Origin of the sequence: Pelomonas sp. Root1217 (assembly GCF_001425705.1) — a bacterium.
In the GTDB taxonomy this organism is placed as follows: domain Bacteria; phylum Pseudomonadota; class Gammaproteobacteria; order Burkholderiales; family Burkholderiaceae_C; genus Pelomonas.
Genome location: NZ_LMDC01000001.1, coordinates 497028 through 521225 on the forward strand (window position 1 = coordinate 497028; position 24198 = coordinate 521225).

Below are 24198 nucleotides of genomic sequence, written 5' to 3' on the forward strand. Positions count from 1 at the left end.
GGCTGGTTCAGCTCAGCACACGTTTCGGTGCGGTCTTGTAGTGCGTCGAATACAGCGACAGGCCGACGAAGGTCAGGCCGCCGACGAGGTTGCCGACGACGGTGGGGATCTCGTTCCAGATCAGGTAGTCCATGATGGTGAACTTGCCGCCCAGCATCAGGCCCGACGGGAACAGGAACATGTTGACGATGCTGTGCTCGAAGCCCATGTAGAAAAAGACCATCACCGGCATCCACATGCCGATGGCCTTGCCCGACACCGAAGTCGACATCATCGCTGCGACGACGCCGGTCGAGACCATCCAATTGCACAGCACGCCGCGGATGAAGAGGGTCAGCATGCCGGCTGCGCCGTGGGCCGAGTAGCCCACCGTGCGGCTTTCGCCGATGGTGCCGATCTTCAGCCCGACGGCATTGGGCGCCTCGCTGAAGCCGAAGGTGAAGATGATGGCCATGAAGACAGCCACCGTCAGCGCGCCAGCGAAGTTGCCGAAGAACACCAGCGTCCAGTTGCGCAGCACGCCGGCCCAGGTGGCGCCGGGGCGCTTGTCCAGCACGGCCAGTGGCACCAGCGTGAAGACGCCAGTCAGCAGATCGAACCCCATCAGGTAGAGCAGGATGAAGCCGACCGGGAATAGCACGGCGCCCAGAAGTGGGTTGCCGGTGTTGACGCTGACTGTCACGGCAAAGGCCGCCGCCAGCGCCAGGATGGCGCCGGCCATGTAGGAGCGGATCAGCGTGTCGCGGGTCGACATCAGCAGCTTGGATTCACCCGAATCGACCATCTTGGTCACGAACTCGGTGGGTACGACGTAGGCCATGGTTTGTCTCCTCTTTCGCCAATCAAATAGTCATCAACGGAGCGCGACGAGCACGCGGCCGTCCTGCACCTGCACGGCGTGGGCACGCACCGACTGCTCGGGCGCCTCCAGGCACTCGCCGGTGCTCAGGTCGAAATGGTTCTTGTAGAGCGGGGAGGCGACGACGATGCGCTCCCCCAGGTTGCCGACCAGGCCGCGGGCCAGCACGCTGGCGCCGGAGCGCGGGTCGATGTTGTCGATGGCGTGGAAGCTTTCCTGGCCGACGCGGAACACGGCCACGTGGCGGTCACCGACACGGGCGGCCACGCCGGTGTTGGGCAGGATGTCGTCGACGCTGCAGATGGGTGTGTAGTTCATGGCGCTTCCTTGATCAGGCGGTGGCTTCGTCACGTTCTTCGGCGCGCTCTTCCGGGCGTGCGGGCCGGATCTGGCCACGCTCTTCCACGAAGATGATTTGCTCGTCCGGCTTGTCGCTGTTGACGAAGGAGCGGAAGCGCTGGCGCACCTCGGGCGTGGTGACGGCGGTCTTCCATTCGCACTGGTAGGTGTCGACGACGGCCTGCATCTGCGCTTCCAGCTCGGTGGCGAGGCCCAGGCTGTCGTTGATGACGACGTCCTTCAGGTAGTCCAGGCCGCCTTCGAGGTTGTCGCGCCAGGTGCTGGTGCGCTGCAGGCGGTCCGCCGTGCGCACGTAGAACATCAGGAAGCGGTCGATGTACTTGATCAGTTCGGCCTTGTTCAGGTCGCTGGCGATCAGCTCGGCATGGCGGGGCTTCATGCCGCCGTTGCCGGCGACATAAAGGTTCCATCCCTTGTCGGTGGCGATGATGCCGACGTCCTTGCCCTGGGCCTCGGCGCATTCCCGCGTGCAGCCGGAGACGCCGAACTTGATCTTGTGCGGCGCGCGAAGACCCTTGTAGCGGTTCTCGATCTCGACGGCCAAGCCCACCGAGTCATCGACGCCATAACGGCACCACGTGCTGCCCACGCAACTCTTCACGGTGCGCAGCGACTTGCCATAGGCATGGCCGCTCTCGAAGCCGGCGGCGATCAGCTCTTCCCAGATGAAGGGCAGTTGCTCGACGCGGGCGCCGAACATGTCCACGCGTGCGCCGCCGGTGATCTTGGTGTACAGGCCGTACTTCTTGGCGACCTGGCCGACGGCGATCAGGCCGTCGGGCGTGACCTCGCCGCCCGGCATGCGCGGCACGACCGAGTAGCTGCCATCCTTCTGGATGTTGCCGAGGTAGTAGTCGTTGCTGTCCTGCAGCGCGGCCAGCTTGGGCTCCAGCACGAACTCGTTCCAGCACGACGCGAAGACGCTCGCGGCGGCCGGCTTGCAGATGTCGCAGCCCAGGCCCTTGCCGTGCTTGGCCAGCAGGTCGCTGAAGGTTTTGAGGCCACCCACGCGTACCAGGTGATAGAGCTCCTGGCGCGAATGCGGGAAGTGCTCGCAGATGTGGTTGTTGACGGCCATGCCGCGCTTGGCCATCTCGAACTTCATCACCTGGGTGACCAGGGGCACGCAGCCGCCGCAGGTGGCGCCGGCCTTGGTGCAGGCCTTCAGGGCGCCGATGGTGGTGGCACCGTCGCCCACAGCCGAGCAGATCTGGCCCTTGCTGACGTTGTTGCACGAGCAAAGCTGGGCGCTGTCGGGCAGCGCATCGGGGCCGATGCCGACCTTGGCCTTGCCGTCGCTGCTCGGCAGGATCAGAAACTCGGGGTCGGCCGGCAGCTTGATGCCATTGAGCGCCATCTGCTGCAGCGTGCCGTATTCCGCGGCATCGCCCACCAGCACGGCGCCAAGCAGCTTCTCGCCGTCCTCGCTGACGACGATCTTCTTGTAGACCTGCTTGCGCTCGTCCACGTACTGGTAGCTGCGGCAGTGGGGCGTCTTGCCATGGGCGTCGCCGATGCTGGCCACATCCACGCCCATCAGCTTGAGCTTGGTGGAGAGGTCGGCGCCGGGGAAGGCGGCTTCGGCGTCACCAGCGATGTGGCGGGCGGCCACGCGGGCCATCTCGTAGCCGGGGGCGACCAGGCCGTAGGTTTGCTCATTCCAGGCCGCGACCTCGCCGATGGCGTAGACGTTGCGGTCGCTGGTGCGGCAGTGGTCGTCGATGACGACGCCGCCGCGCGGGCCGATGGCCAGCACGCACTGGCGGGGCAGTTCGTCGCGCGGGCGGATGCCGGCGGAGAACACGATCATGTCGGTTTCTAGCCAGGTGCCATCGGCGAACACCATGCGGTGGCGCGCCATGGCACCGTCGGTGATCTCGACCGTGTTGCGGCCGGTGTGTACTTGCACGCCGAGGTCTTCGATCTTCTTGCGCAGCACGCGGCCGCCGCCCTCGTCGATCTGCACGGCCATCAGGCGCGGTGCGAACTCGACGACATGTGTCTGCAGGCCCATGTCGCGCAGTGCCTTGGCGCACTCCAGGCCCAGCAGGCCGCCGCCGATGACGACGCCGGTCTTGGAGACCGCGCCGCTGGCCTTCATGCCCTCCAGGTCCTCGATGGTGCGATAGACATGGCAGTGCGGGCGGTCCCGGCCCGGCACGGCCGGCACGAAGGGGTAGGAGCCGGTGGCCAGCACCAGCTTGTCGTAGTGGACGACCTCGCCGTCGGCCAGCGTGATGGTGTGGTCGCGGCGCTCGATGGCCACGGCCTTGGCGGCCAGGCGCAGCTTGAAGCCGGTCTCCTCGAAGAAGCCCTCGGGCACCAGGGACAGGTCCTCGGCCGATTTGCCCGAAAAGTATTCGGACAGGTGCACGCGGTCATAGGCCGGGCGCGGCTCCTCGCACAGTACCGTCACCTGCAAGTCGGCGGCAGCGGGCCCCTCTGCAAGGGACTCGAGAAATTTCTGGCCCACCATTCCGTGGCCGATGAGGACGATGTGCTGCATGTCTGTTCAGGGCGAAGCAGGCTGCGCCGACGGGCTTGGAGAGGCCAGATCGGAGCCACCAGTAAGAAGGCCCCGAGAGCAGCGGTCTGCTCGGTCGGGGCCGGAAAATGAGGTTCGCCGCCTTTGGCGATGCTGGGTCAGCAGAGGGCCGCTTCAGCGCAGCGCCTCACCCCCTACTTCGCAAGGACCATGCCTGCGCCAGAAATGGGCATCACCCAGGAGTTGTCGTGCACCACGCAGGGGTGGCACAGGGCCGGTGCGGCGCAATGCACCGCCAAGGGGCGCATTGCCCCGTCAGCGGGCCGGGCGGTCCAGCATCACTTCCAGGCCCTGCGCATTCAGCTCGGCGTCCAGGCCCAGCCAGTCGGCGGCCTGGGCGTCTGCCGGATGGCCGTGGGTGCGCAGGCGGGCGAGATAGCCGGCCAGCAGGCCGGCCTTGAGCTGCTCGTGACGGTCCGGTGCGGAGCGCAAGGACTCCGCCAACGCCACCATCTCGTCCACCTGCTCCAGCATCAACGCGGCCAGGCGCTGCACCTCGTCCACCGAGCCGCCGATGCGGCCGTAGTGGGTGACCTGCATGGCCAGCGGCTGTGCGGCCAGCAAGCGGGCGACGGTGGCCTTCAGCGCTTCGGGCTCGAACTGCACGGGGGTGCTCGTTGGCAGAATCCAGGCGCGGCCGTCGACGTCGAAGGCGCGATAGGACAGGCCGAAGGTATCGCCGGTGAACCAGCTGCGGCTGCGCTCGTCCCAGATCGCATGGTGATGCCGGGCGTGGCCCGGGCTGTCGATGAGGCGCAGTGGCCGGCCGGCGAGGTGGACGACCTGCTCTTCATGGCTGGCCTCGGCCCGTTCGGCCGGCACCGGCACCAGCTTGCCGTAGCTGCGTTGCATCTCCTCTTCGCCATAGACGGCCAGCGCACCCAGCCATAGCGCCTTGGGGTCGACCATATGCCGCAGGCCGCGTGGATGCACCAAGGCCTTGGCCCGGGGCAGGGCTTCCATCAGCAGGCCGACGCCCCCGGCATGGTCGAGGTGGACATGGGTCGGGATGACCCAGTCCACGGCTTCCGTCGTCAGCCCCAGTGCGTTCAGCGCCGCCAGCAGCCGCGGTACTGCGTGATTCGTGCCGGTATCGATGAAGGCAGCGCGGCCGTCCTCGACCATCAGATAGGCGGCGTCGAAGCGCGGGCGCTGGAAGCCGGTATCGATCGCGTAGATGCCGTGGCCGAGGTCTTCGATGAAATCAAGCATGAACGGGGGCTTCCTAGAATCACCGATCACGATAGCCCAAGGAGGCCGCAGTGGCGGTGCACGAGATTCTGAAGATGGGCGACCCGCGCTTGCTGCGCGTGGCCCAACCGGTCACCGCCTTCGGCACGCCGGAGCTGAAAGCGCTGATCGCCGACATGTTCGAAACCATGGCTGCCGCCAATGGCGCGGGCCTGGCGGCGCCGCAGATCGGCGTGGACCTGCGCCTGGTCATCTTTGGCTACACGAAGAATGTGCGCTACCCCGACGCGCCGCCGGTGCCGCCCACCGTATTGATCAATCCTCAGATCGAAGTGCTGGACGGCGGCCGCACCGAGGGGTGGGAAGGCTGCCTGTCGGTGCCCGGGCTGCGCGGCGTCGTCGAGCGCGATGAGCGCATCCGCTACACCGGCTTCGATGCCGAGGGCGCAGTGATCGACCGCATCGCCGAGGGTTTCCATGCCCGCGTCGTGCAGCATGAATGCGACCATCTGGACGGCATCCTCTATCCGATGCGGATCAAGGACTTCAGGCGTTTCGGCTTCACGTCGGTGCTCTTCCCGGAGCTCGACCCCACGTCCGACGACGATTAAGAGACGGAAACACTTGTAAGCGCGGTGCACCGCACTTGGATCTTGTGCGTTGCGCAGGCGCAAAGGAGCATTGGCTCATGACCACGTCCATCGAATCCAAGCTTGTCCTGAAGCGCAACCGCTGGCGTATGCTGGCTCTGGCGCTGTTCATCGCGGTCGCGCCTGGCGTTAAGGCGCAGGACACCGACCGTGATCCGCCGACCCGCGCGGCCCGGGTCGTCGACGTTGTCGGCGATGCCTGGCTGTTCGACCACGACACCCGCGAATGGACGCGGCTGTTGCGCAACCAGACCGTCGGCGAGGGTGATCGCGTGCGCACCGACGACCGCGCCCGTATCAGCCTGCGTTCCGGCTCGACGAGCATCTGGGTTGACGAACGCAGCGACCTGGAGTTGAGCCAGCTCGATGAAGGCCAGACCCTGCTGCAGATCGACCGCGGCGACGTCGCCGTGCGCCTGCGCAACCCCGAGAACGCCACCGAGACCCGGCTGCGCACCCGTGAGGGTACGGCGCAGCCCGAGCGCGAGGGCCTCTACCGCGTGGAGCAACTCGACCGCGGCAGCAAGGCCTACGTCTGGCAGGGCCGCCTGCGATTTGAATGGGCTCGCACCGCCTCGCCCGTGACGTTGGGCACCGGCGAGCAGGCCGAATTCTGGTGGCCCGACGGTCCCCGCGCCGAGCGCGGTCCGCTGTTCAGCGACGGCTTTGGCGACTGGGTGCTGGCCGAAAGCCGCGAGGAAGGTGACCGCCCCGTTGCACGCTATGTGTCTCCCGAGATGACCGGCGCCGAGGACCTGGATCGTTACGGTCGCTGGGAGACCGCGCCCGAGTACGGCACGGTCTGGATTCCGACGACCGTTGCCGTCACGGACTGGGCGCCCTACCGCTATGGCCGCTGGACCTGGACGCGTCATTGGGGCTGGACCTGGGTGGATGACGCGCCCTGGGGTTTCGCGCCCTTCCACTATGGCCGCTGGGTCAGCTGGGGCGGGCGCTGGTGCTGGGCGCCAGGCGCCTATGTGCACCGCCCGGTCTACGCACCGGCCCTGGTGGGCTGGGTCGGCGGTGGCTCCGTCAGCATCGGCATCAGCGTGGGCAGCCGCCCGCCGCCGCCACGCTTTGGCTGGTACCCGCTGGCGCCGCGTGAGGTCTATGTGCCGGCCTACCACCACAGCCCTCGCTATGTGAACCGCGTCAACGATCCGCGCGACGTGCGCGATCCCGTCACCGTGCGGCGCCCGCACCGCTACCGCGATGCACCGGCGGCCGTCAGCACCTTGCCGGCCCCCGGTGCGGCCATCCAGCCGCTGCCGGTTCGCGGCCCGGACCGCCGACCCGAGCCAGGCTGGAATCGCCCGCTGCCGACCGCACCCGGCCGTGGCGACCTGGCAGCTGTGCTGCCGGCAGCACCCACCCGGCCGCCGGAGACCGAGCTGCCGCGCCGCAATCCCCGTGCGCCGGAGGCCAATATGGGCTGGCGCAGCGAGGGCAACCAGCGGCCCCAGCGCCGCGATCAACGCGGTCCCGATGTGCAGCCGCAGGTGCCTGTGCCCACCGTGGCACAGCCGGCCGTTCCGGCCATCGCTCCGCAGCCACAGGTGCCGCAGCAGCGCCCCAGCGTCGAGCAGCCGCAGCGCAACGGCGACAACGTGCCCTGGCGCGTGCCGCAGCAGCAACAACAGCAGCAGCAACAGCTGCAACGAGAAGCGCAGCAGCGCGATACCCAGCATCGCGAAGCCCAGCAACGTGAAATGCAGCAGCGTCGCGAGGACATGCAGCAACGCGAGGCGCAGCAGCGAGATGCGCAGCAACGCGAAGCCCAACAGCGTGAGATGCAACAACGCGAGATGCAGCAGCGTCGCGAAGAGCAGCAACGCCGCGTGTCCCAGCCCGAGCCGCAGCGCCAGATCGAGGTGGCACGCCCGCAGCCTCAGCCGCAACCGCAGGCACAACCCCGTGCGCAGCCGCGCGAAGAAGGCCCGAAGCGTGGTCGCGAGGACGGCGTGCCGACGCGCGGCGACAAGCAGCCGCGGGAGCCCAAGCAGCAAGAGCGTTGAAGCGGCGGCTTGGTACGGCCGCCTAAAGCAGCGGCTTCAACGCCGGCCAGACGTTGTCCAGCATCAGCGGATGCGCCTTGGCCAGCGGGTGGATGCGGTCGCCCTGGAACCAGTCCATTGCGTCCGCCCGGTCTGCCACGCCCTTGAGCAGGAAGGGCACGAAGGCCGCGCGCGTCTGGCTCGCCACCTGCTGGAACAGGTCGGCGAACTCCTTGCCGTACGCGGTGCCGTAGTTGGGGGGCACCTGCATGCCGGCAATCAGGACCTTGGCGCCGCTTTCCTGGGCGGCGCGCGCCATGGCCAGCAGGTTGTCTCGCGTGCTCGCCAGCGGCAGGCCACGCAGCGCGTCGTTGCCACCCAGCTCGAGGATGACGATGGCAGGCTTGTGCGTGCGCAGCGCGACCGGCAGCCGGCTGCGGCCGCCTGCCGTCGTGTCGCCACTGATGCTGGCATTGACGACGCGATGCGGCTTCTTCTGTTCGGCCAGGCGCTTCTGCAGCAGGGCCACCCAGCCATCGCCGGCCTTCAGGCCGTATTCAGCGGACAGGCTGTCGCCCACGACCAGGATGACCGGCGCCTCGGCCGCCGCGGCAACCCCTGACGACCAACTACCGATCACCCCCAGGCTAAAGTGCGCCAACACCCATCGCCGCCGCAGTCCCGACATGCCCGAAGCCCTTGTTCAAGTTGACCAGATCACTAAGCGCGTGCGTGACGCGACCGGCGAGCTGACGATTCTGCATGACATCAGCTTTGAGCTGACCGCAAGGGAATCCGTGGCCATCGTCGGCGCTTCCGGCTCCGGCAAGAGCACGCTGCTGGCCATCCTCGCCGGCCTGGACACGCCCAGTGACGGCTCGGTCACGCTGCGCGGCCAGGACCTGTTCACGCTGGACGAGGACCAGCGCGCCGCCGTGCGCGCCCGCGAGCTGGGTTTTGTCTTCCAGAGCTTCCAGTTGCTGCCCAATCTGACGGCGCTGGAGAACGTCATGCTGCCGCTGGAGCTGCGCGGCGACCGCGACGCGCGCGAGCAGGCCGCCGCCATGCTGTCCCGCGTCGGCCTGGGCGAACGCCTGGGCCACTACCCACGCGTGCTGTCCGGCGGCGAGCAGCAGCGCGTGGCGCTGGCCCGTGCCTTCGTATTGCGCCCGGCGCTGCTGCTGGCCGATGAGCCCACCGGCAGCCTGGACTTCGCCACCGGCGCCTCGGTGATGGCGCTGATGTTCGAGCTGAATCGCGAGGCCGGCACGACGCTGGTGCTGGTCACCCACGACCGCGAAATCGCTGCGCGCTGCGAGCGCCAGCTGAAGATCGAGGCCGGCCGACTGGCTGCTTAGACTGCAAGCGCCTGGTCGAAATCGGCGATCAGGTCTTCGACCGCCTCGAGGCCGACCGACAGGCGCACCAAACCCTCGGCGATGCCCATCGCGGCGCGGGCCTCCTGGCCCATCTCCCAGAAGATGGTCGGCGCCACGGGGATGATCAGAGTGCGCGTGTCGGCCAGGCCGGTGGCCTTGAGGGGCAGGCGCAGGCGGTTCAACACATCGACGAGGCGCTCGGGGTCGCGCAGCTCGAAGCTCAGCATCCACGAACCGCTGCCGAACCAGGCAAGCGCCTTGTCGTGCTCGGGGTGGGTCTCGAGCATCGGGTAATGGACGTGTTCGATGGCCGGATGGGCGGCCAGGTGGCGGGCCAGCGTGAGGGCCGTGTCGCTGCTGCGTTGCAGGCGCAGCGTCAGGGTCTCGGCGCCGACAAGGATGCGGTGAGCGGCCTCGCTGGACAGCGTGCCGCCCATGTCGCGCAGGCCCTTCTTGCGGATCTGCTGCAGGCCCCAGCCGCGCGCGTCGCCCTGGCGGTAGGCCGGGAAGATGTTCGGGTAGGTCGACCAGTCGAAGCAGCCGGTGTCGGTGATTGCGCCGCCCAGCGCCTCGCCATGGCCGGCCAGCGTCTTGGTCAGGGAGTTCATCACCAGGCCAGCACCGAAGCGGCGCGGCTGGCACAGGGCTGGCGAGGTGACGGTGTTGTCGACGACGTAGAGCAGGCCGCGCTCACGGCACAGTGTGCCAATGCCTTCGAGGTCGGGAATGCGGGTGCTGGGGTTGGCGATGGTCTCGACGAAGACCAGCCGGGTCTCGGGCCGCAGCGCGGCCTGCACCGCGGCGGCCTCGCCGGCATCGACGCGGCTGACCGCGATGCCCAGCCCCTCCAACGTCTGGAACAGGCTGTTGGTGTTGCCGAAGACGCGGTTGCTGGTGACGAGATGGTCGCCCGCCTTCAGCAGCGTCAGGAAGAGGGCGCTCAGGGCCGCCATGCCGGTGGCGAAGCTGACGGTGCCGATGCCGCCTTCCATCTCCGTGACGACCGCTTCCAGAGCGGCCGTTGTCGGCGTGCCCTGGCGGGCGTAATTGAAGCTGCCTTTGCTCTTGCCCTGGAAGACGGCGATCAGGTCCTCCACCTTCTCGTAGGCGTACTGCACGGAAGGGTGGATGGGCGTATGGACGCCGCCGAACTGGCGGTCGGGGCCGCTGGCGTGGACGAGACGGGTGCTGAGAGCGTCGGACATGGTGGTATCGGGTCCAGATGGCAGAAGACCCGCCGTAGCGGGTCTTGCAACAAGCGATTGGCGGGGCCGGCTTACTTGCTGAAGGTGTAGTCGGTCTTGGCCTTCTTGATCAGGCTGTCCTGGAACTCGGCCATCTTCTGCTGCTCGATGCGCTGCTTGATCTGGGCCTTGACGTCGTCGAAGGCCGGGAAGGTCGCGGGACGGGTGTCTTCGAGCTTGATGATGTGATAGCCGAACTGGCTCTTGACCGGCTCCTGCGTCATCTCGCCCTTTTGCAGCGCCGTCATGGCCTTGCTGAATTCGGGCACGAAGTTGTTCGGGTTGGCGAAATCCAGGTCGCCGCCCTTTTCTGCGGAGCCGGTGTCCTTGGAGTTCTTCTTGGCCAGTTCCTCGAAATTGGCGCCGCCCTTGATCTGGGCGATCAGGGCCTTGGCGTCCTCTTCCTTCTCGACCAGGATGTGGCGGGCGCGGTATTCGTTGCCGGTATTGGCGGCCTTGAACTTGTCGTACTCGCCCTGGGCTTCGGCATCGGTGACCGGGTTCTTGGCCTTGAAGTCGTCCATCAGGCCGCGGATCAGCAGCATCTGGCGGGCCAGGTCCATCTGGGCCTTGTAGTCGGCGGTCTGCGGAACGCCGCGCTTCTCGGCTTCCTGCATGAAGATCTCGCGGCGCACGACCTCGTCCTTGACCTGGGCTTCCAGCTCAGGCGAGCGTTGCTGCTGGCCGCTCTTGGTGACTTGCTGGATCAGCGTCTCGACACGCGCCTTGGGCACGGGCTTGCCGTTGACGGTGGCGACGTTCTGCGCGACTGCAGCAGCCGGCAGCAGGGCCGAAATGGTGGCCGCGACGACGGCGGCGAGCGCAAGCTTCTTCATGGGTGGGGGAATTTGAATCAGGCTAAAAAAATCGCGCCCGGTACGGGGCGCGCGGTTCAATCACGCTCGACTTGATCAATGTTCACCCGGGGCGCGGGCGTCAATTGCCAGCGCGTGGATGCCGCGCTGCATCAGGTCGGACAAACAATGATAAACGAGGCGGTGCCGGGCCAATCTTTGCAGGCCGGTAAAGCGATCCGACACGACAGCCACGTGAAAGTGGCCGCCCTCGCGTGCGCCGGCATGGCCGGCGTGCTGGGCGCTGTCGTCGCGGATGCTGAGTTCCAGTGGCGCCAGCTCCGCGCGCAGGCGGGCCTCGATCTCCGCACTGATCATGGCTTGCTGTCCTCTTCCGGTGGCAGGTGCTTGCTGAGATACAGGCCCTGGGCCAGCGTGAACAGCACGATGAGGCCGGTTACGCCAAAGACCTTGAAGTTGGCCCAGGCCGAGGTCGAGAAGTGGTAGGCCACATAGAGGTTGAGCACGCCCATCGCGGCGAAGAACAGCACCCACGCGCGGTTGAGCTTGAGCCAGATCAGGTCGGGCAGGGCGAGTTCGCTGCCGAGCATGGACTGGATCAGGTTCTTGCCGAATGCTGCCTGCGAGATCCACAGCGTCAGCGCCATGGCCCAGTACAGGCCGGTGGGCTTCCACTTGATGAAGGTCTCGTTGTGGAACCAGATCGTGGCACCGCCCAGAGTCACGACCAGCACGAGGCTGATCCACAGCATCAGATCGATCTTCTTGCCGCGCAGCTTCAGGATGGCCGCCTGCGCGAGCGTGGCGATCATGACAACCAGCGTGGCCAGCAGGACCGGCGCTTCCTGGGCGCCGACGACACCGCCGGAGACCAGGAAGCCGAAATGTTCGGTCGAGAACGCTGCCGCTGCTTCGGCGTGCCCTTCAGCGCCCTTGAAAACGATGAAGAAAAGAATCAGCGGAAGAAAGTCGAGCAGCAGTTTCATGCGCCGGGATTGTCTTTCACGAAATCGATGGAAGCCGAGTTGATGCAGTAACGCTCACCCGTCGGCTCGGGCCCGTCAGGAAAGACGTGCCCGAGATGGCTGCCACATTTGTTGCATCTCACTTCGACACGCACCATGCCGTGGCTACGGTCGACGATGCGCTCGATGACTTCGCTGTTGACCGGGGCCCAATAGCTCGGCCAGCCGCAGCCGGCGTCGAACTTGGTGTCGGACTCGAACAGCGGCGTGCCGCAGCCGATGCAGTTGTAGTGGCCGTCCTTGAAGTGGTCCCAGTACTTGCCGGTGAAGGCGCGTTCCGTGCCGGCGTGGCGGGCCACCTGGTATTGCGTGGCGTCGAGTTGTTCGCGCCATTCGGCGTCGGTTTTCTGGACGAGGTAGGTCTTGCTGGAATCGTGGCTCATTGTGAACAGGACGCTTCGAGGCTTGGGGCCCAAACGGGCGGCAGGGCCGCGTCGCTGGGGAGAGCGGGTTTGTCGAATGGGAGGCTCAGAACTTTCAGCAGCCGTTCGATCGCTGTGAAATCCTTCTGCTGGGCGGCACGGATGGCGGCGGAGCGTTTGGTCCGAGCGAGGCCATCGATCAGTTGCATCGTCTTAGTTTAGTGAGAGGGCCTTTGGCCTCACTCGCCCGGGTGTTTCCCCGGGGGCCGAGGGTCGCGGTTGTGACGTTCAGGTGTCTGAACCGGGGGCTAGACTGGGTCGATAAGGAAGCGCCGAGCACGCCCTCGCGATGCGGCGCCCAAAGGGGCGACGCGGCGCTTGCGGGAGCTTGGTCAGCGCTTTCATAAACCGCCAGGAGACAACCATGGCATTGATGGGCCGGATGATGTCGGATCCGCTGCTGATCTCGTCGCTGCTGAAGCACGCCGAGCGGCATTCGGGCGAGACCGAGATCGTCAGCAAGCGGGTCGAGGGCGACCTGCATCGCAGCAATTGGCGCGAGCTGGCGCGGCGTTCGCGCCAGGCCGCGCAGGCTTTTGCACGCCTGGGATGCGAGCCTGGCGACCGCGTCGCGACGCTGGCCTGGAATGGCCACCGCCACATGGAGATCTATTACGGCAGTTCGGGCTCCGCGGTGGTCTGCCACACCATCAACCCGCGCCTCTTCCCGGAGCAGATCGTCTGGATTGCCAACGACGCGCAGGACCGCGTGCTGTGCTTTGACGCCACTTTCCTGCCGTTGGTCGAAAAGATCGCCCCGCTGCTGAAGAGCGTTCAGCACTTTGTGCTGATGACTTCGCGCGCTCACATGCCGGCGAGCAGCGGCATTCCGAACCTGCTGTGCTTTGACGATCTGCTGGCCGCTGAAACCGGCGACTACGCCTGGCCGCAGTTCGACGAGAACACCGCCTCCAGCATCTGTTACACCTCCGGCACCACGGGCAACCCCAAGGGTGCCATCTACAGCCACCGCTCGACAGTGCTGCACGCCTATGCCGCGGCGCTGCCGGATGCGATGGACTGCTCCAGCCGCGACGTCATCCTGCCCGTCGTGCCGATGTTCCATGTCAACGCATGGGGCCTGCCTTACAGCGCGGCCATCGTCGGCTGCAAGTTCGTGCTGCCCGGGCCACATCTGGACGGCAAGAGCCTGTATGAGCTGTTCGAGGGCGAGAAAGTGTCTTTCAGCGCCGGCGTGCCCACCGTCTGGCTGGGCCTGCTGAACTACGTCAAGGCCAACAACCTCAAGTTCTCGACCTTCAAGCGTACCGTCATCGGCGGCTCGGCATGCCCGCCGGCGATGATGAAGTCGCTGCAGCAGGACTATGGCGTCGAGGTCATTCACGCCTGGGGCATGACGGAGATGTCGCCGCTGGGCACGCTGTCCAAGCTGACGACGCGCCAGCTCGACCTACCGGCCGAGCAGCAGCAGCACCTGCTGGAGAAGCAGGGCCGCGTCATCTACGGCGTGGACATGGCCATCATCGACGATGAGGGCCGCTCCCTGCCCTGGGACGGCGTCAGCTCGGGCAACCTGGTCGTGCGTGGCCATTGGGTCATTGACCGCTACTACAACCACGACGAGTCACCGCTGGTCAGTGTGGATGGCGAGCCAGGGTGGTTCCCGACCGGCGACGTGGCGACCATCGATGCCGACGGTTTCATGCAGATCACCGACCGGAGCAAGGACGTCATCAAGTCGGGCGGTGAGTGGATTTCCTCCATCGACCTCGAGAACATCGCGATGGCCCACCCGGCCGTGCACGAGGCCGCCGTCATCTCTGCCAGGCACCCCAAGTGGGACGAGCGGCCGCTGCTCGTCGTCGTGAAGAAGCCCGAGGCCACCGTCACGCGCGAGGAACTGCTGGCTTTCTACGATGGCCGCATCGCCAAGTGGCAGATCCCGGACGACGTCGTCTTCGTCAGCGAGATCCCGCACACCGCCACGGGCAAGGTCCAGAAGCTCAAGCTGCGCGACCAGTTCCTGAGCCACCAGCTGCCGACGGCATGAGGGCGGTCGGCGGTCAGGGGTAAGCCCGGGACCGCGGCGCGGCCGCACTGCATTAACTTTCGTTCACATTCAGACCCACAACAGGAGACAAGCATGTTCGACATCACTTCGACCCGCTCCCCACTGCGCGCGATCGCAGCCGCCACGCTGGTGCTCGCGGCCACCGGCGCCCAGGCCCAGAAGGGCGAGACGGTCAAGCTGGCCTACATCGACGCGCTGTCCGGCCTGATGGGCCCCGTCGGCCAGAACCAGGTCAAGACCTTCCAGTTTCTCGGCGAGAAGACCAACAAGAGCAATCCCGCCGGCGTGAAGTTCGAGATCGTCACCTTCGACAACAAGCTCAGCCCCGCCGAGTCGCTGAACCTGTTGAAGGCCGCGGCCGACCAGGGCATCCGCTACATCATGCAGGGCAACGGTTCCAGCGTGGCGCTGGCGCTGAGCGATGCCGTCACCAAGCACAACGAACGCAATCCTGGCAAGGAAATCCTCTACCTGAACTACTCGGCGGTGGACCCTGACCTGACCAACAGCAAGTGCAGCTACTGGCACTTCCGCTTCGACGCCGACACGTCGATGAAGATGGAGGCGCTGACCACCTTCATGAAGGACCAGGCCGACGTCAAGAAGGTCTTCCTGCTGAACCAGAACTACGCCCACGGCCATCAAGTCGCCAAATACGCCAAGGAGATGCTGGCCCGCAAGCGCCCCGATGTGCAGATCGTCGGCGAAGACCTGCACCCGCTGGCCCAGGTGCGCGACTTCGCGCCCTATGTCGCCAAGATCAAGGCCAGCGGTGCCGACACCGTCATCACCGGCAACTGGGGCTCGGACCTGGCCCTGCTCGTCAAGGCCGCCAACGAGGCTGGCTACAACGGCAAGTTCTTCACCTACTACACCGGCGTGACTGGCACGCCGACTGCGCTGGGTACCGGCGGTGCGGGCCGCGTGTTCCAGGTGGCCTACAGCCATTACAACCTGGGCGGCCAGGCGCAGAAGGACGCCGAGGAATACAACAAGAAGTTCAACGACGACATGTACACGCTCAGCGTGCAGCACATCTATTCGCTGCTGAGCCAGGCCATGGCCAATGCCAAGTCGACCGACCCGGTCAAGGTGGCTGCAGCGATGGAAGGCCTCACCGTCAAGAGCTTCAACGGCGACGTGACGATGCGCAAGACCGACCACCAGCTGCAGCAGCCGCTGTTCATCTCGGTCTGGCAGAAGGCCGATGCCAAGTACCCCTACAGCCCCGAGAAGACGGGCATGACGCTGGCGCCGGTGAAGCAGTACGACAGCTATGTGTCGTCCACGCCCACCTCGTGCCAGATGAAAAGGCCGGGTTGATTGGTCGGGCTCACTGGTGAGCCACAGAGACACAGAGGCACGGAGAAAAGCACAGAGAAGTTTCTCTGTGTCTCTGTGGCTCCGTGGCTGTGTTCTTGGACGTAAGCGAGACGCCCCGTGGATCAAGTCTTCATCAACCTGCTGAACGGCCTGTCGTCTGGCCTGCTGCTCTTCATGCTGAGCTCGGGCCTGACCCTGATCTTCAGCATGATGGGCGTGCTGAACTTCGCCCACGCCAGCTTCTACATGGTGGGGGCCTACATCGCCTATTCGCTGGTGGGCATCATGGGCTTCTGGATGGCGCTGCTGTTCGCGCCACTGGCCGTGGGCGTGCTGGGTGCGGGCTTCGAGAGGCTGGCGCTGCGGCGGGTGCACAAGTTCGGCCATGTGCCGGAACTGCTGATCACTTTCGGCCTGTCTTACGTCGTGCTGGAACTGGTGCAGCTGATCTGGGGCCGCACCGCCGTGACCTTCACGCCGCCGGCGCTGCTCGAGGGCTCGGCGCTGACCATCGTTTCGCGCGCCCAGGAAGGCATGTCGCTGGTGCTGGGCAAGGCGTCGCCAGAGGTCTGCGCGGTGGCCAACTGCTCGACCTTCCCGGCCACCAAGGCCTTCATGATGCTGGTGGCCCTGCTGATGCTGCTGGCGCTGTGGCTGCTGCTGACGCGCACCCGCGTGGGCCTGATCATCCAGGCCTCGCTGACGCACCCTGAGATGGTCGAGGCGCTCGGGCACAACGTGCCGCGCGTGCTGATGCTGGTGTTCGGCAGCGGCTGCGCGCTGGCTGGCCTGGCCGGTGTCATCGGCGGCATCACCTTCGTGACGGAACCCAACATGGCGGCCTTCATCGGCGCCATCATCTTCGTGGTCGTGGTGGTCGGCGGCATCGGCTCGCTGGCGGGCGCCTTCGTCGGTTCCATCGTCGTGGGCCTGCTGCAGACGCTGCCCCTGACCATCAACGGCTCGCTCGCCACGCTGCTCGGCAGCCTGGGCTTCACCGTCACCCAGGCCACGCCGGGCTACCCGCTGCTGCGCCTGACGATGGCCGAGGTCGCGCCCATCCTGCCCTATCTGCTGATGGTGCTGATCCTGATCTTCCGGCCCAAGGGCCTGCTGGGCACGCGGGAAGATTGACGAGCATGAGCAAGACCAAGGATTTCCATTTCAAGCCTCACAACGTCGGGCGCTGGTTCGTCTGGGGCTTGTTTGCCCTGATCCTCTTCGTCGCGCCGCGCATCTGGACGACCGGCCTGGCGCAGACCATGCTGACGCAGATGGGCATCGGCGTCATCGCCTGCCTGGCCTACAACATCTTGCTGGGGCAGGGCGGCATGCTGAGCTTCGGCCACGCCGTCTACAGCGGCATGGGCGCCTTCCTCGCCATCCATGCGCTGAACATGGCCGGCGCCGGCACGCTGGGCATCCCCGTCAGCCTGATCCCTCTCGTCGGTGGTTTTGCGGGCCTGGTCTGCGCGGCGCTGCTGGGCTATGTGTCGACCAAGAAGGCCGGCACGCCGTTCGCGATGATCACGCTGGGCATCGGCGAGCTGGTGTTCGCGCTGACGCTGATGCTGCCGGAGTTCTCCGGTGGCGAGGGCGGCGTGTCGAGCAATCGCGTCATCGGCAAGGCCTTCATGGGCATCACCTTCGGCCCGCAGATCCAGGTCTACTACCTCGTCGCCGTCTACTGCTTCATCTGCACGGCGGCCATGTTCGCGCTGACGCGCACGCCGCTGGGCCGCATGCTGAACGCCGTGCGCGACAACCCCGAGCGTGTCGAGTTCGTCGGCTACGACACCCACTGGGTGCGCTTCATGGCCTTCGCCATCTCGGGCTTCTTCGCCGGCATTGCGGGCGGCCTGGGCGCCATCAATGCCGAGATCGTCAACGGCAGCGACGTGCTGCACGCAGCGCGCTCGGGGGCCTATCTGCTGTTCACCTTCCTGGGCGGCGCGACCTTCTTCTTCGGCCCCATCATCGGCGCAGTGCTGATGGTCTTCTGCGGCGTGCTGTTGTCCGAGCTCACCAAGGCCTGGTTGCTCTACCTCGGGCTCATCTTCCTGTTCATGGTCATGTATGCACCGGGCGGCTTTGCCAGCCTCATCCTGATGAACCTGCGCGTGGCGGCCTTCGGCAAGCTCAAGAAGCTCTGGACGTCCTACCTCGCCCTGGCCGGCACGGCGCTGGCGGCCCTCATCGGCGCGGCGACCATGATCGAGATGCTCTACCACCGCCAGCTCAACGAGGCCCTCGGCCCCGAGCTGCGCTTCATGGGCGCCACGCTGAACAGCGCCGGGCTGGACGCCTGGTTCGGCGCTGGCTTCCTCATCGTCGTCGGCGCGGGCCTGTTCGAGCTGGTGCGCCGCCACTATGTGCATGAGTGGGGCGAGGTCCAGGAAGACATCGAGAAAGAGATCAAGCGGAGGGAAGCACTATGAGCTTCGCGCTTGAGTTGCGCGACCTGCGCAAGAGCTTCGGCAAGAGCGAGATCATCCGCGGCGCCAACCTGGCTGTGCAGGCCGGGGAGCGCGTGGCCATCATCGGCCCCAACGGCGCGGGCAAGAGCACGCTGTTCAACCTCATCAGTGGCCGCTTCGGGCCCACCTCGGGCGAGATCCATCTGCATGGCCAGCGCGTTGACGGCAAGAAGCCCTACGAGATCAACCGCCTGGGCCTGTCGCGCAGCTTCCAGGTTTCCAACCTGTTCACGCGCTTGAGCGTGTTCGAGAACATCCGCTGCGCCGTGCTGTGGAGCCTGGGCCACCGCTACGCCTTCTGGAAATTCCTTGCCGACCTCGAGGACGCCAACGACCGCACTGAGCAGATCCTGGAGATGATCAAGCTCGACAGGAAGCGCGACGTGCTGGCCATGAATCTGACCTACGCCGAGGCGCGCGCACTGGAGATCGGCATCACCATCGCCGGCGGCTCCAGCGTCATCCTGCTGGACGAGCCCACGGCCGGCATGAGCAAGAGCGAGACCAAGCGGTTCATCCAGCTGATCCGCGATGTGACCGTCGGCAAGACCCTGCTGACCGTGGAGCACGACATGGGCGTCGTCTTCGGCCTGGCGGACAAGATCGCCGTGCTCGTCTACGGGGAGGTCATTGCCTTCGACACACCCGAGGCGGTGCGCGCGAACGCCCGCGTGCAGGAGGCCTATCTCGGCTCGGTGCTTGCAGAAACTCAGGCGGCGGCAGCATGACGCAAGGAAGAATCCTCAAGCTGGACAACGTCCATGCCTTCTATGGCAAGAGCCATGTGCTGCATGGCGTCAGCATGGAGGTGAGGCCGGGCGAGATCGTCAGCCTGCTGGGCCGCAACGGCGCCGGCCGCTCCACGACGGTCAAGACCATCATGGGCCAGGTCGATGCCAAGGGCTCGGTGCGCTGGGGCGACACGGAGCTGGTGGGTCGCAAGGCCTACGAGATCGCCCACATGGGTCTGGGTTACGTGCCCGAGAACCGCGACATCTTCCCCAAGCTGACCGTGCACCAGAACCTGATGCTGGGGCAGAAGTCCAAAGCCAAGAACCCGCGCTGGGGCTTCGAGGACATGTACAAGATGTTCCCGCGGCTGCGCGAGCGCCAGCATACCGAGGCGGGCGTGCTGTCCGGCGGCGAGCAGCAGATGCTGACGCTTTGCCGCACGCTGATGGGCGATCCCGACCTCATCATGATCGACGAGCCCACCGAAGGCCTGGCACCCAAGATCGTCGAGCTGGTGGCCGAGTACCTTAAGGAATTGAAGAACCGCGGCATCGCGGTGCTGCTGGTCGAGCAGAAGCTGGCCATCGCCATGGAGATCTCCGAGCGCTGCTATGTGATGGGCCACGGCCGCATCGTCTTCGAAGGCTCGCCGGCAGACCTGCGCGCGAATGCCTATATCCGCAAGGAGTGGCTGGAAGTGTGAGGAGCGCTGCTCAGTCGCCCCCAGCCGCCGGCAGATTTGCCCGTGCCGCTTCCGCCAGCTCGGCACCGTTGCGCCCGGCTTGCGGGAACACGGCGGTGGCCAGGCGCACACCCACCTGCATCAGCTGGCCATCGACGCCATAGGCGCCTCTGAGAGCTTGCCGCAGCCGCTGTTCGACGATTTCAGCCTCCGGCGCGCCGGCCGCCACCAGCAGCACGGCAAAGCAGTGCTCTCCCATGTGCACGACCTCGTCCGCGCTGCGTACACGGTTGCGCAGGCGCAGGCTCACGGTCTGGATCAGGTTGTCGCGCTCGGCAGGGCTCAGGCTCCCGTCGGGCCGCGCCGGCAACTCGATCTGCAGCCACAGCAAGGCCAGCTGCTCGCCCTTGCGGCGGCATTGGGCAAACTGACGTGACACGCGCAGGCCGAATTCGGCCGGCGAGCCCGCCTTTGGCAGCCGCGTGTGCATGCCGGCCCTGTCGGGCAGGGCGGAATCGTCTTCTGCGTACTGGGGAGCTTGGGACATGGCGTCACGGTGGGTTGGATTGCGCCTGCAGCCACTTGGCGGGCCACAGCGGGGTGAGGAGCAATGAATGGGCGGCCCGCGGCTTGTGCCGGCTCCCTGGCTTGGCTTGGACATCGCTCCTCATCCTCTTAAACGGTGGATGTCCGCCAAACCCGACATCGGGATGCAAAAAAGTTGCGCTTACCGGCAGCCGGCTCGTAACCAACCCATGCGCCTGCGTGAGCAGCCGTTAGAGTCCCGCCGGTGCAAGCCATCACCCAATTGCTGCGGGCCGCCGGCCAAGGCGACCGTGCCGCCGCCGACCAGGTGGTGGCCCAGCTCTACGTCGACCTGCAGCGCATGGCGCGCCGGCATGTGCGCGACGCGGGTCATCTCACGCTGCTTGACACGACAGCCCTGGTGCATGAGGCCTGGATGCGCGTGGCCGGCGCCCAAGGGGCTGACTTCGCGGACCGGCGCCACTTCCTGGCCTATGCCGCCCAGGCGATGCGTTCGGTGGTTGTCGACCTGGTGCGCGCCCGGCGGGCCGAGCGCCGTGGCGGTGGCGAGTTGCACCTGACGCTGGACACTGCCATCGCTGAACAATTGCCCCAGGGGGACGCAGACGTGCTGCGCGTGCACGAGGCCCTGGACGAGCTGGCCGAGGTGGAGCCCCGCCTGGCCCAGGTCGTCGAGATGCGCTATTTCGCGGGCCTGAAGGAACCGGAGATCGCCGCGGCGCTGGGCGTGACCGAACGCACCGTGCAGCGCGACTGGCAGAAGGCCCGCCTGTTCCTGTCCATGAGCCTGGCGGGCTAGTCCATGGACAGGCAACGCTGGCTTGCCCTGAGCCCTTTGCTGGACGAGCTGCTGGACCTGCCTCCGGCTGCCCGCGAGCTTCGCCTGGAGCGGCTGCAGAGCGAGGACGCCGACGCTGCCGAACAACTGCGGCGCATGCTGTCGCGCGCCGAGGAACTGCAGCAGCAAGGCTTCCTGAGCGAACCCGTCGTGGCGCAATGGCAGGAGGCGTTGGCCTCGGTGCCCGACAACACAACGCCGCCCGACATGGCCGGCCAGGCCCTCGGTCCCTATCTGCTGGAGCGCCAGCTGGGGCAGGGCGGCATGGGCACGGTCTGGCTGGCACGGCGGGCCGACGGACGCTTCGAGGGGCAGGTGGCGGTCAAGTTCCTGATGGCCGGCCTGTTCGGGCGTGGTGACGCGGGCCGCTTTGCGCGCGAAGGCGAGATCCTGGCGCGCTTGTCCCACCCCCACATCGCCCGGCTGCTTGACGCTGGCCTGCACCAGGGCCAGCAGCCCTATCTGGTGCTGGAGTATGTCGATGGCCAGCCCATTGACGTCTACTGCCGCCAGCAGCAGCTTGACGTCGAGGCCCGGGTGCGCCTGTTCCTCGACGTGCTGGGCGCCGTGGCCCATGCCCATGCGCGGCTGATCCTGCACCGCGACCTCAAGCCCAGCAACATCCTCGTGACGCGCGAGGGCGAGGTGAAGCTGCTGGACTTCGGCATCGCCAAGCTGCTGGCGGATGCGACGCAGGCGAGCGAGGGCGCGGCCGCCACCGAACTGACGCAGCGCGCCGGCAGCGCCTTCACGCCGCAGTTCGCCGCGCCCGAGCAGGTGCAGCAGTCGGACGTGACGACGGCCACCGATGTCTATGCCCTGGGCGTGCTGCTCTATCTGCTGCTGGGAGGCCATCACCCGACTGCCGACGACACGCGCACCCAGCTGGACCGGCTGAAAGCCGTCGTCGAGCAGGTGCCCAAGCGGCTGTCGGACGTGGCTGCGAGCCAGGACGACACCCTCATCGCCGGCCAGTCGCGGCGCCTGCGCGGCGACCTCGACACCATCGTCGCCAAGGCCTTGAAGAAGACGCCGGCCGAGCGCTACGCGAACGCACAGGCGCTGGCCGACGAGCTGCTGCGCTGGCTGGCGCACGAGCCCATCCTGGCGCGGCCGGACAACCGGCTCTACGTGTTGGGCCGTTTTGCGCGGCGGCACCGCTGGGGCGTGACTGCGGGAGCGATGGCGGTGTTGGCGCTGCTCAGCCTCACGACGGTGAGCATGCTGCAGGCCCGCCGTGCCGAAGCTGCCGAGCAGCAGGCCGAGCAGCGGCGCCGGCAGTCGGATGACCTGCTGACCTATATGCTCGGCGAGTTCGCCGACAAGCTGCGCCCCATCGGCCGCCTTGAGCTGCTGGACAGCGTCGGCGGCAAGGCACTGGACCATCTGCGCGACGCCACCACGGCGCGCCCGCAGGAGCGGCTAAGCCGTGCCAAGGCGTTGACGGTCATCGGTGAGGTGCGTGTGACCCGCGGAGATCTAGACTCCGCGCTGGAGCCACTGCGCGCCGCGCGTGCGCTGCTGGAGGGCGACCCACCGGAGCCGGCACTCACGCCGGCCTGGCGCAAGGCGCAGGGTGCGGCCGACTTCTGGCTGGGCAGAAGCTGGTCCCTCAAGCGCGACCCGCAGGCCGCGTTGAAGGCCTGGGAGGACTACCGCGTTGTCAGCCAGCTCTGGCTGGACGCGTTGCCGCAGGACATGGAAGCGGTGGTGGAGCTGTCCTATGCCCATGCCAACCTGGGCAGCGCCGCGCTGGACGGGGGGCGGCTGCCGGACGCACAGCGGGCATTCACCCAATCCATCGACCTCAAGCGCCGAGCCTTGCAGGCGCTGGACCCGGCCCGCCAGGACGCGGCGACTGCGGAGCTGGCCAACAGCCTCAGCTACCTCGGCACGACACTGTTCTGGCAAGGTGAGTTCGATCACGCACTGGGCGTGTTTCAGGAGGCGCTCGCGGCCATCGCACCGGTGCGCGAAAAGCATGCTGCCGACGCTTTGTGGCTCTTCCGCGAGGCCATGCTGCGTCGCTGGATCGGCGAGACCTTGCTGGTGCGCGGGCGATCAGCGCCGGCCTACGACGCGTTGCAGGTTGCCGTGGAGCAACTCGGCGCCGCAGCGTCGCAGGACCCGGGCAACAAGACCTGGCAGGCCGACCTGCTGACGGCCCAATTCATGGCCCAGGAGGCCCGCACTGCAGCGGGACGCCCTGGCACTGCCGCCGAGCTGGCCGCGCTGCTGGGCAGGCTCCAACAGATGGAGCAGTCGGGCAACGTGGCCCTGCGCGTGCGCCGCCTGCCGGAGCGTGCGCGCTGGGCGCGCTTGCATGCCGGTCTGCCTGGCACCAGCGTGCAAGACGCCGAACGGGCACTGCAGGACACGAGGCAGCGGCTGCTGGACGCCCTGCAATCCCGGCCGGAAGACGAGCGCCTGTCGCGGGCCCTGGCCCTGCTGGACCAGGCTTGGCTGGCACGCACCCTGTCGCGAGCCGAAGCACGTGAAGAGCCGTGCAAGGCGGTCCATGCAGATATGCGCGGGATGCGTGCATTCCTGCGCGTCGATCATGTCGTGACGGTCACCTGGCTTGCCGCACAGTCCTGTCCGGGCCGCGAGGCCGACGCCGAGCTGGCGTCAACCCGAGACTGGCTATCCAGCCGCCAGTGAATCAAACCCACAGAGAGGACGCACCCAATGACCACGAGCACCTATTTCGTCCAGGCCCGCGTCAGCGACGACGGCCTGTATGCCGAGTGCAGCTACTTCTATGACAAGGCCGCGACCCAGCCCGTCGAGGGCAGCACCCTGAACATCCCCCTGGACGCCGGCGCCTGCACCATCCAGCAGGCTGATGGCTCGGCCCTGGTGCTGCTGGCGGCGTCCTTCAAGACGCTGGGGCATGCGCCCGTGATGAAGGAAAGCAACTTCGCTCCGGCCGACGACGAGGGCTCGCTCGACGTGTCCATGCCGACCACGAGCGTGGTGACCAAGGGCGTGGTGCTGCTGTTCTCCAACCCCGGAGCCGTGGAAGGCCTCTACGCCAGCTCGGACCCGGAAGTCACAAACGGCAGCGGCGCCTGAACGCGG

24 protein-coding genes are annotated in these 24198 nt (G+C 66.7%); 12 read left to right on the forward strand and 12 right to left on the reverse strand.

The features are described from left to right. Positions 1–7 precede the first annotated feature (7 nt). From ASC95_RS02350 to ASC95_RS02365, 4 genes are all read right to left on the reverse strand, one after another. A complete protein-coding gene (locus tag ASC95_RS02350; protein WP_057296177.1) occupies positions 8–820 on the reverse strand; it encodes a formate/nitrite transporter family protein in 813 nt (270 codons plus the stop codon). Positions 821–853: 33 nt separating this feature from the next. Further along, on the reverse strand, positions 854–1177 hold the full coding sequence (nirD, locus tag ASC95_RS02355; protein WP_057296178.1) for a nitrite reductase small subunit NirD: 324 nt from the start codon (positions 1175–1177) through the stop codon (positions 854–856). Positions 1178–1190: 13 nt separating this feature from the next. After that, a complete protein-coding gene (gene nirB / locus ASC95_RS02360) occupies positions 1191–3725 on the reverse strand; it encodes a nitrite reductase large subunit NirB (RefSeq protein WP_057296179.1) in 2535 nt (844 codons plus the stop codon). A 294-nt stretch (positions 3726–4019) separates the two neighbouring features. After that, entirely contained in the window at positions 4020–4976 is a 957-nt protein-coding gene (locus ASC95_RS02365; RefSeq protein ID WP_057296180.1) for an MBL fold metallo-hydrolase, read from the reverse strand. A 50-nt stretch (positions 4977–5026) separates the two neighbouring features. Between ASC95_RS02365 and def the strand changes: the two genes are divergently transcribed. Both def and ASC95_RS02375 read left to right on the forward strand, forming a co-directional pair. After that, the gene (gene def / locus ASC95_RS02370) at positions 5027–5566 is read left to right on the forward strand and encodes a peptide deformylase (protein WP_082567426.1); all 540 of its coding nucleotides are present in this window, start codon (positions 5027–5029) and stop codon (positions 5564–5566) included. 77 nt (positions 5567–5643) lie between these two features. Then, positions 5644–7623 carry a DUF6600 domain-containing protein gene (locus ASC95_RS02375; protein ID WP_057296181.1) on the forward strand — a complete coding sequence of 660 codons (1980 nt, stop codon included), beginning with the start codon at positions 5644–5646 and terminating at the stop codon, positions 7621–7623. 22 nt (positions 7624–7645) lie between these two features. Here the strand turns inward: ASC95_RS02375 and ASC95_RS02380 are convergent, their stop codons facing one another. After that, the gene (locus tag ASC95_RS02380) at positions 7646–8290 is read right to left on the reverse strand and encodes an arylesterase (protein ID WP_057296182.1); all 645 of its coding nucleotides are present in this window, start codon (positions 8288–8290) and stop codon (positions 7646–7648) included. Here ASC95_RS02380 and ASC95_RS02385 point away from each other — a divergent pair. After that, the gene (locus tag ASC95_RS02385; protein ID WP_057296183.1) at positions 8289–8960 is read left to right on the forward strand and encodes an ABC transporter ATP-binding protein; all 672 of its coding nucleotides are present in this window, start codon (positions 8289–8291) and stop codon (positions 8958–8960) included. The two genes, ASC95_RS02380 and ASC95_RS02385, sit on opposite strands and share 2 nt — an antisense overlap. On the opposite strand, the gene ASC95_RS02390 is transcribed toward ASC95_RS02385, so the two are convergent. The 6 genes from ASC95_RS02390 to ASC95_RS30345 all read right to left on the reverse strand — a co-directional run bounded on the left by ASC95_RS02390 (position 8957) and on the right by ASC95_RS30345 (position 12636). Then, positions 8957–10186, reverse strand: coding sequence for a cystathionine gamma-synthase family protein (locus ASC95_RS02390; protein ID WP_057296184.1), 1230 nt, complete (start codon positions 10184–10186; stop codon positions 8957–8959). The two genes, ASC95_RS02385 and ASC95_RS02390, sit on opposite strands and share 4 nt — an antisense overlap. Positions 10187–10257: 71 nt before the next feature. After that, on the reverse strand, positions 10258–11061 hold the full coding sequence (locus ASC95_RS02395; RefSeq protein ID WP_057296185.1) for a peptidylprolyl isomerase: 804 nt from the start codon (positions 11059–11061) through the stop codon (positions 10258–10260). 75 nt (positions 11062–11136) lie between these two features. Further along, a complete protein-coding gene (locus ASC95_RS02400; protein ID WP_056198339.1) occupies positions 11137–11397 on the reverse strand; it encodes a BolA family transcriptional regulator in 261 nt (86 codons plus the stop codon). Next, complete coding sequence (locus ASC95_RS02405) at positions 11394–12026, reverse strand: septation protein A (protein WP_057296186.1); 633 nt, start codon at positions 12024–12026, stop codon at positions 11394–11396. The genes ASC95_RS02400 and ASC95_RS02405 overlap by 4 nt, the downstream gene beginning before the upstream one ends. Next, the gene (gene msrB, locus ASC95_RS02410) at positions 12023–12448 is read right to left on the reverse strand and encodes a peptide-methionine (R)-S-oxide reductase MsrB (protein ID WP_057296187.1); all 426 of its coding nucleotides are present in this window, start codon (positions 12446–12448) and stop codon (positions 12023–12025) included. The genes ASC95_RS02405 and msrB overlap by 4 nt, the downstream gene beginning before the upstream one ends. Beyond that, positions 12445–12636 carry a hypothetical protein gene (locus ASC95_RS30345; RefSeq protein WP_157255921.1) on the reverse strand — a complete coding sequence of 64 codons (192 nt, stop codon included), beginning with the start codon at positions 12634–12636 and terminating at the stop codon, positions 12445–12447. The genes msrB and ASC95_RS30345 overlap by 4 nt, the downstream gene beginning before the upstream one ends. A gap of 215 nt (positions 12637–12851) precedes the next feature. Between ASC95_RS30345 and ASC95_RS02415 the strand changes: the two genes are divergently transcribed. From ASC95_RS02415 to ASC95_RS02440, 6 genes are all read left to right on the forward strand, one after another. Beyond that, positions 12852–14498, forward strand: coding sequence for a 3-(methylthio)propionyl-CoA ligase (locus tag ASC95_RS02415; RefSeq protein WP_057296188.1), 1647 nt, complete (start codon positions 12852–12854; stop codon positions 14496–14498). 93 nt (positions 14499–14591) lie between these two features. Continuing rightward, positions 14592–15842 (forward strand): branched-chain amino acid ABC transporter substrate-binding protein, encoded by a 1251-nt coding sequence (locus ASC95_RS02420; RefSeq protein ID WP_057296189.1) that lies wholly within the window; start codon positions 14592–14594, stop codon positions 15840–15842. A gap of 174 nt (positions 15843–16016) precedes the next feature. Beyond that, a complete protein-coding gene (locus tag ASC95_RS02425) occupies positions 16017–16976 on the forward strand; it encodes a branched-chain amino acid ABC transporter permease (protein ID WP_235537736.1) in 960 nt (319 codons plus the stop codon). Positions 16977–16981: 5 nt separating this feature from the next. Next, positions 16982–18280 (forward strand): branched-chain amino acid ABC transporter permease, encoded by a 1299-nt coding sequence (locus tag ASC95_RS02430; RefSeq protein WP_057296191.1) that lies wholly within the window; start codon positions 16982–16984, stop codon positions 18278–18280. After that, a complete protein-coding gene (locus ASC95_RS02435; RefSeq protein WP_057296192.1) occupies positions 18277–19047 on the forward strand; it encodes an ABC transporter ATP-binding protein in 771 nt (256 codons plus the stop codon). The genes ASC95_RS02430 and ASC95_RS02435 overlap by 4 nt, the downstream gene beginning before the upstream one ends. Then, positions 19044–19754 (forward strand): ABC transporter ATP-binding protein, encoded by a 711-nt coding sequence (locus tag ASC95_RS02440; protein ID WP_369820576.1) that lies wholly within the window; start codon positions 19044–19046, stop codon positions 19752–19754. The genes ASC95_RS02435 and ASC95_RS02440 overlap by 4 nt, the downstream gene beginning before the upstream one ends. A 10-nt stretch (positions 19755–19764) precedes the next feature. On the opposite strand, the gene ASC95_RS02445 is transcribed toward ASC95_RS02440, so the two are convergent. Next, positions 19765–20280, reverse strand: a complete 516-nt coding sequence (locus ASC95_RS02445; protein WP_057296193.1) for a diguanylate cyclase domain-containing protein — start codon at positions 20278–20280, stop codon at positions 19765–19767. A gap of 243 nt (positions 20281–20523) precedes the next feature. On the opposite strand from ASC95_RS02445, the gene ASC95_RS02450 reads away from it, so the two are divergent. Genes ASC95_RS02450 through ASC95_RS02460 form a run of 3 tightly spaced genes read left to right on the forward strand, consistent with a single transcriptional unit; the run spans position 20524 to position 24192 of the window. Beyond that, positions 20524–21078: an ECF-type sigma factor gene (locus ASC95_RS02450; protein WP_057296194.1), complete on the forward strand. Its 555-nt coding sequence runs from the start codon at positions 20524–20526 to the stop codon at positions 21076–21078. A 3-nt stretch (positions 21079–21081) separates the two neighbouring features. Beyond that, positions 21082–23778: a serine/threonine-protein kinase gene (locus ASC95_RS02455; protein WP_057296195.1), complete on the forward strand. Its 2697-nt coding sequence runs from the start codon at positions 21082–21084 to the stop codon at positions 23776–23778. A gap of 27 nt (positions 23779–23805) precedes the next feature. Continuing rightward, positions 23806–24192: a hypothetical protein gene (locus ASC95_RS02460; RefSeq protein ID WP_057296196.1), complete on the forward strand. Its 387-nt coding sequence runs from the start codon at positions 23806–23808 to the stop codon at positions 24190–24192. Positions 24193–24198: the final 6 nt, after the last annotated feature.

Excerpts from the sequence above, each read along its gene's own strand:
- ASC95_RS02435 (WP_057296192.1), top strand. The coding sequence starts at position 18,277 with ATGAGCTTCGCGCTTGAGTTGCGCGACCTGCGCAAGAGCTTCGGCAAG.
- nirB (WP_057296179.1), bottom strand. The coding sequence starts at position 3,725 with ATGCAGCACATCGTCCTCATCGGCCACGGAATGGTGGGCCAGAAATTT.
- ASC95_RS02385 (WP_057296183.1), top strand. The coding sequence starts at position 8,289 with ATGCCCGAAGCCCTTGTTCAAGTTGACCAGATCACTAAGCGCGTGCGT.
- ASC95_RS02440 (WP_369820576.1), top strand. The coding sequence starts at position 19,044 with ATGACGCAAGGAAGAATCCTCAAGCTGGACAACGTCCATGCCTTCTAT.
- ASC95_RS02375 (WP_057296181.1), top strand. The coding sequence starts at position 5,644 with ATGACCACGTCCATCGAATCCAAGCTTGTCCTGAAGCGCAACCGCTGG.
- ASC95_RS02405 (WP_057296186.1), bottom strand. The coding sequence starts at position 12,026 with ATGAAACTGCTGCTCGACTTTCTTCCGCTGATTCTTTTCTTCATCGTT.
- ASC95_RS02365 (WP_057296180.1), bottom strand. The coding sequence starts at position 4,976 with ATGCTTGATTTCATCGAAGACCTCGGCCACGGCATCTACGCGATCGAT.
- ASC95_RS02430 (WP_057296191.1), top strand. The coding sequence starts at position 16,982 with ATGAGCAAGACCAAGGATTTCCATTTCAAGCCTCACAACGTCGGGCGC.
- nirD (WP_057296178.1), bottom strand. The coding sequence starts at position 1,177 with ATGAACTACACACCCATCTGCAGCGTCGACGACATCCTGCCCAACACC.
- ASC95_RS02425 (WP_235537736.1), top strand. The coding sequence starts at position 16,017 with ATGCTGAGCTCGGGCCTGACCCTGATCTTCAGCATGATGGGCGTGCTG.
- ASC95_RS02455 (WP_057296195.1), top strand. The coding sequence starts at position 21,082 with ATGGACAGGCAACGCTGGCTTGCCCTGAGCCCTTTGCTGGACGAGCTG.
- ASC95_RS02400 (WP_056198339.1), bottom strand. The coding sequence starts at position 11,397 with ATGATCAGTGCGGAGATCGAGGCCCGCCTGCGCGCGGAGCTGGCGCCA.
- ASC95_RS02380 (WP_057296182.1), bottom strand. The coding sequence starts at position 8,290 with ATGTCGGGACTGCGGCGGCGATGGGTGTTGGCGCACTTTAGCCTGGGG.
- ASC95_RS02445 (WP_057296193.1), bottom strand. The coding sequence starts at position 20,280 with ATGTCCCAAGCTCCCCAGTACGCAGAAGACGATTCCGCCCTGCCCGAC.
- ASC95_RS02390 (WP_057296184.1), bottom strand. The coding sequence starts at position 10,186 with ATGTCCGACGCTCTCAGCACCCGTCTCGTCCACGCCAGCGGCCCCGAC.
- ASC95_RS02415 (WP_057296188.1), top strand. The coding sequence starts at position 12,852 with ATGGCATTGATGGGCCGGATGATGTCGGATCCGCTGCTGATCTCGTCG.
- msrB (WP_057296187.1), bottom strand. The coding sequence starts at position 12,448 with ATGAGCCACGATTCCAGCAAGACCTACCTCGTCCAGAAAACCGACGCC.
- ASC95_RS02420 (WP_057296189.1), top strand. The coding sequence starts at position 14,592 with ATGTTCGACATCACTTCGACCCGCTCCCCACTGCGCGCGATCGCAGCC.
- ASC95_RS02460 (WP_057296196.1), top strand. The coding sequence starts at position 23,806 with ATGACCACGAGCACCTATTTCGTCCAGGCCCGCGTCAGCGACGACGGC.
- ASC95_RS02395 (WP_057296185.1), bottom strand. The coding sequence starts at position 11,061 with ATGAAGAAGCTTGCGCTCGCCGCCGTCGTCGCGGCCACCATTTCGGCC.
- ASC95_RS02350 (WP_057296177.1), bottom strand. The coding sequence starts at position 820 with ATGGCCTACGTCGTACCCACCGAGTTCGTGACCAAGATGGTCGATTCG.
- ASC95_RS30345 (WP_157255921.1), bottom strand. The coding sequence starts at position 12,636 with ATGCAACTGATCGATGGCCTCGCTCGGACCAAACGCTCCGCCGCCATC.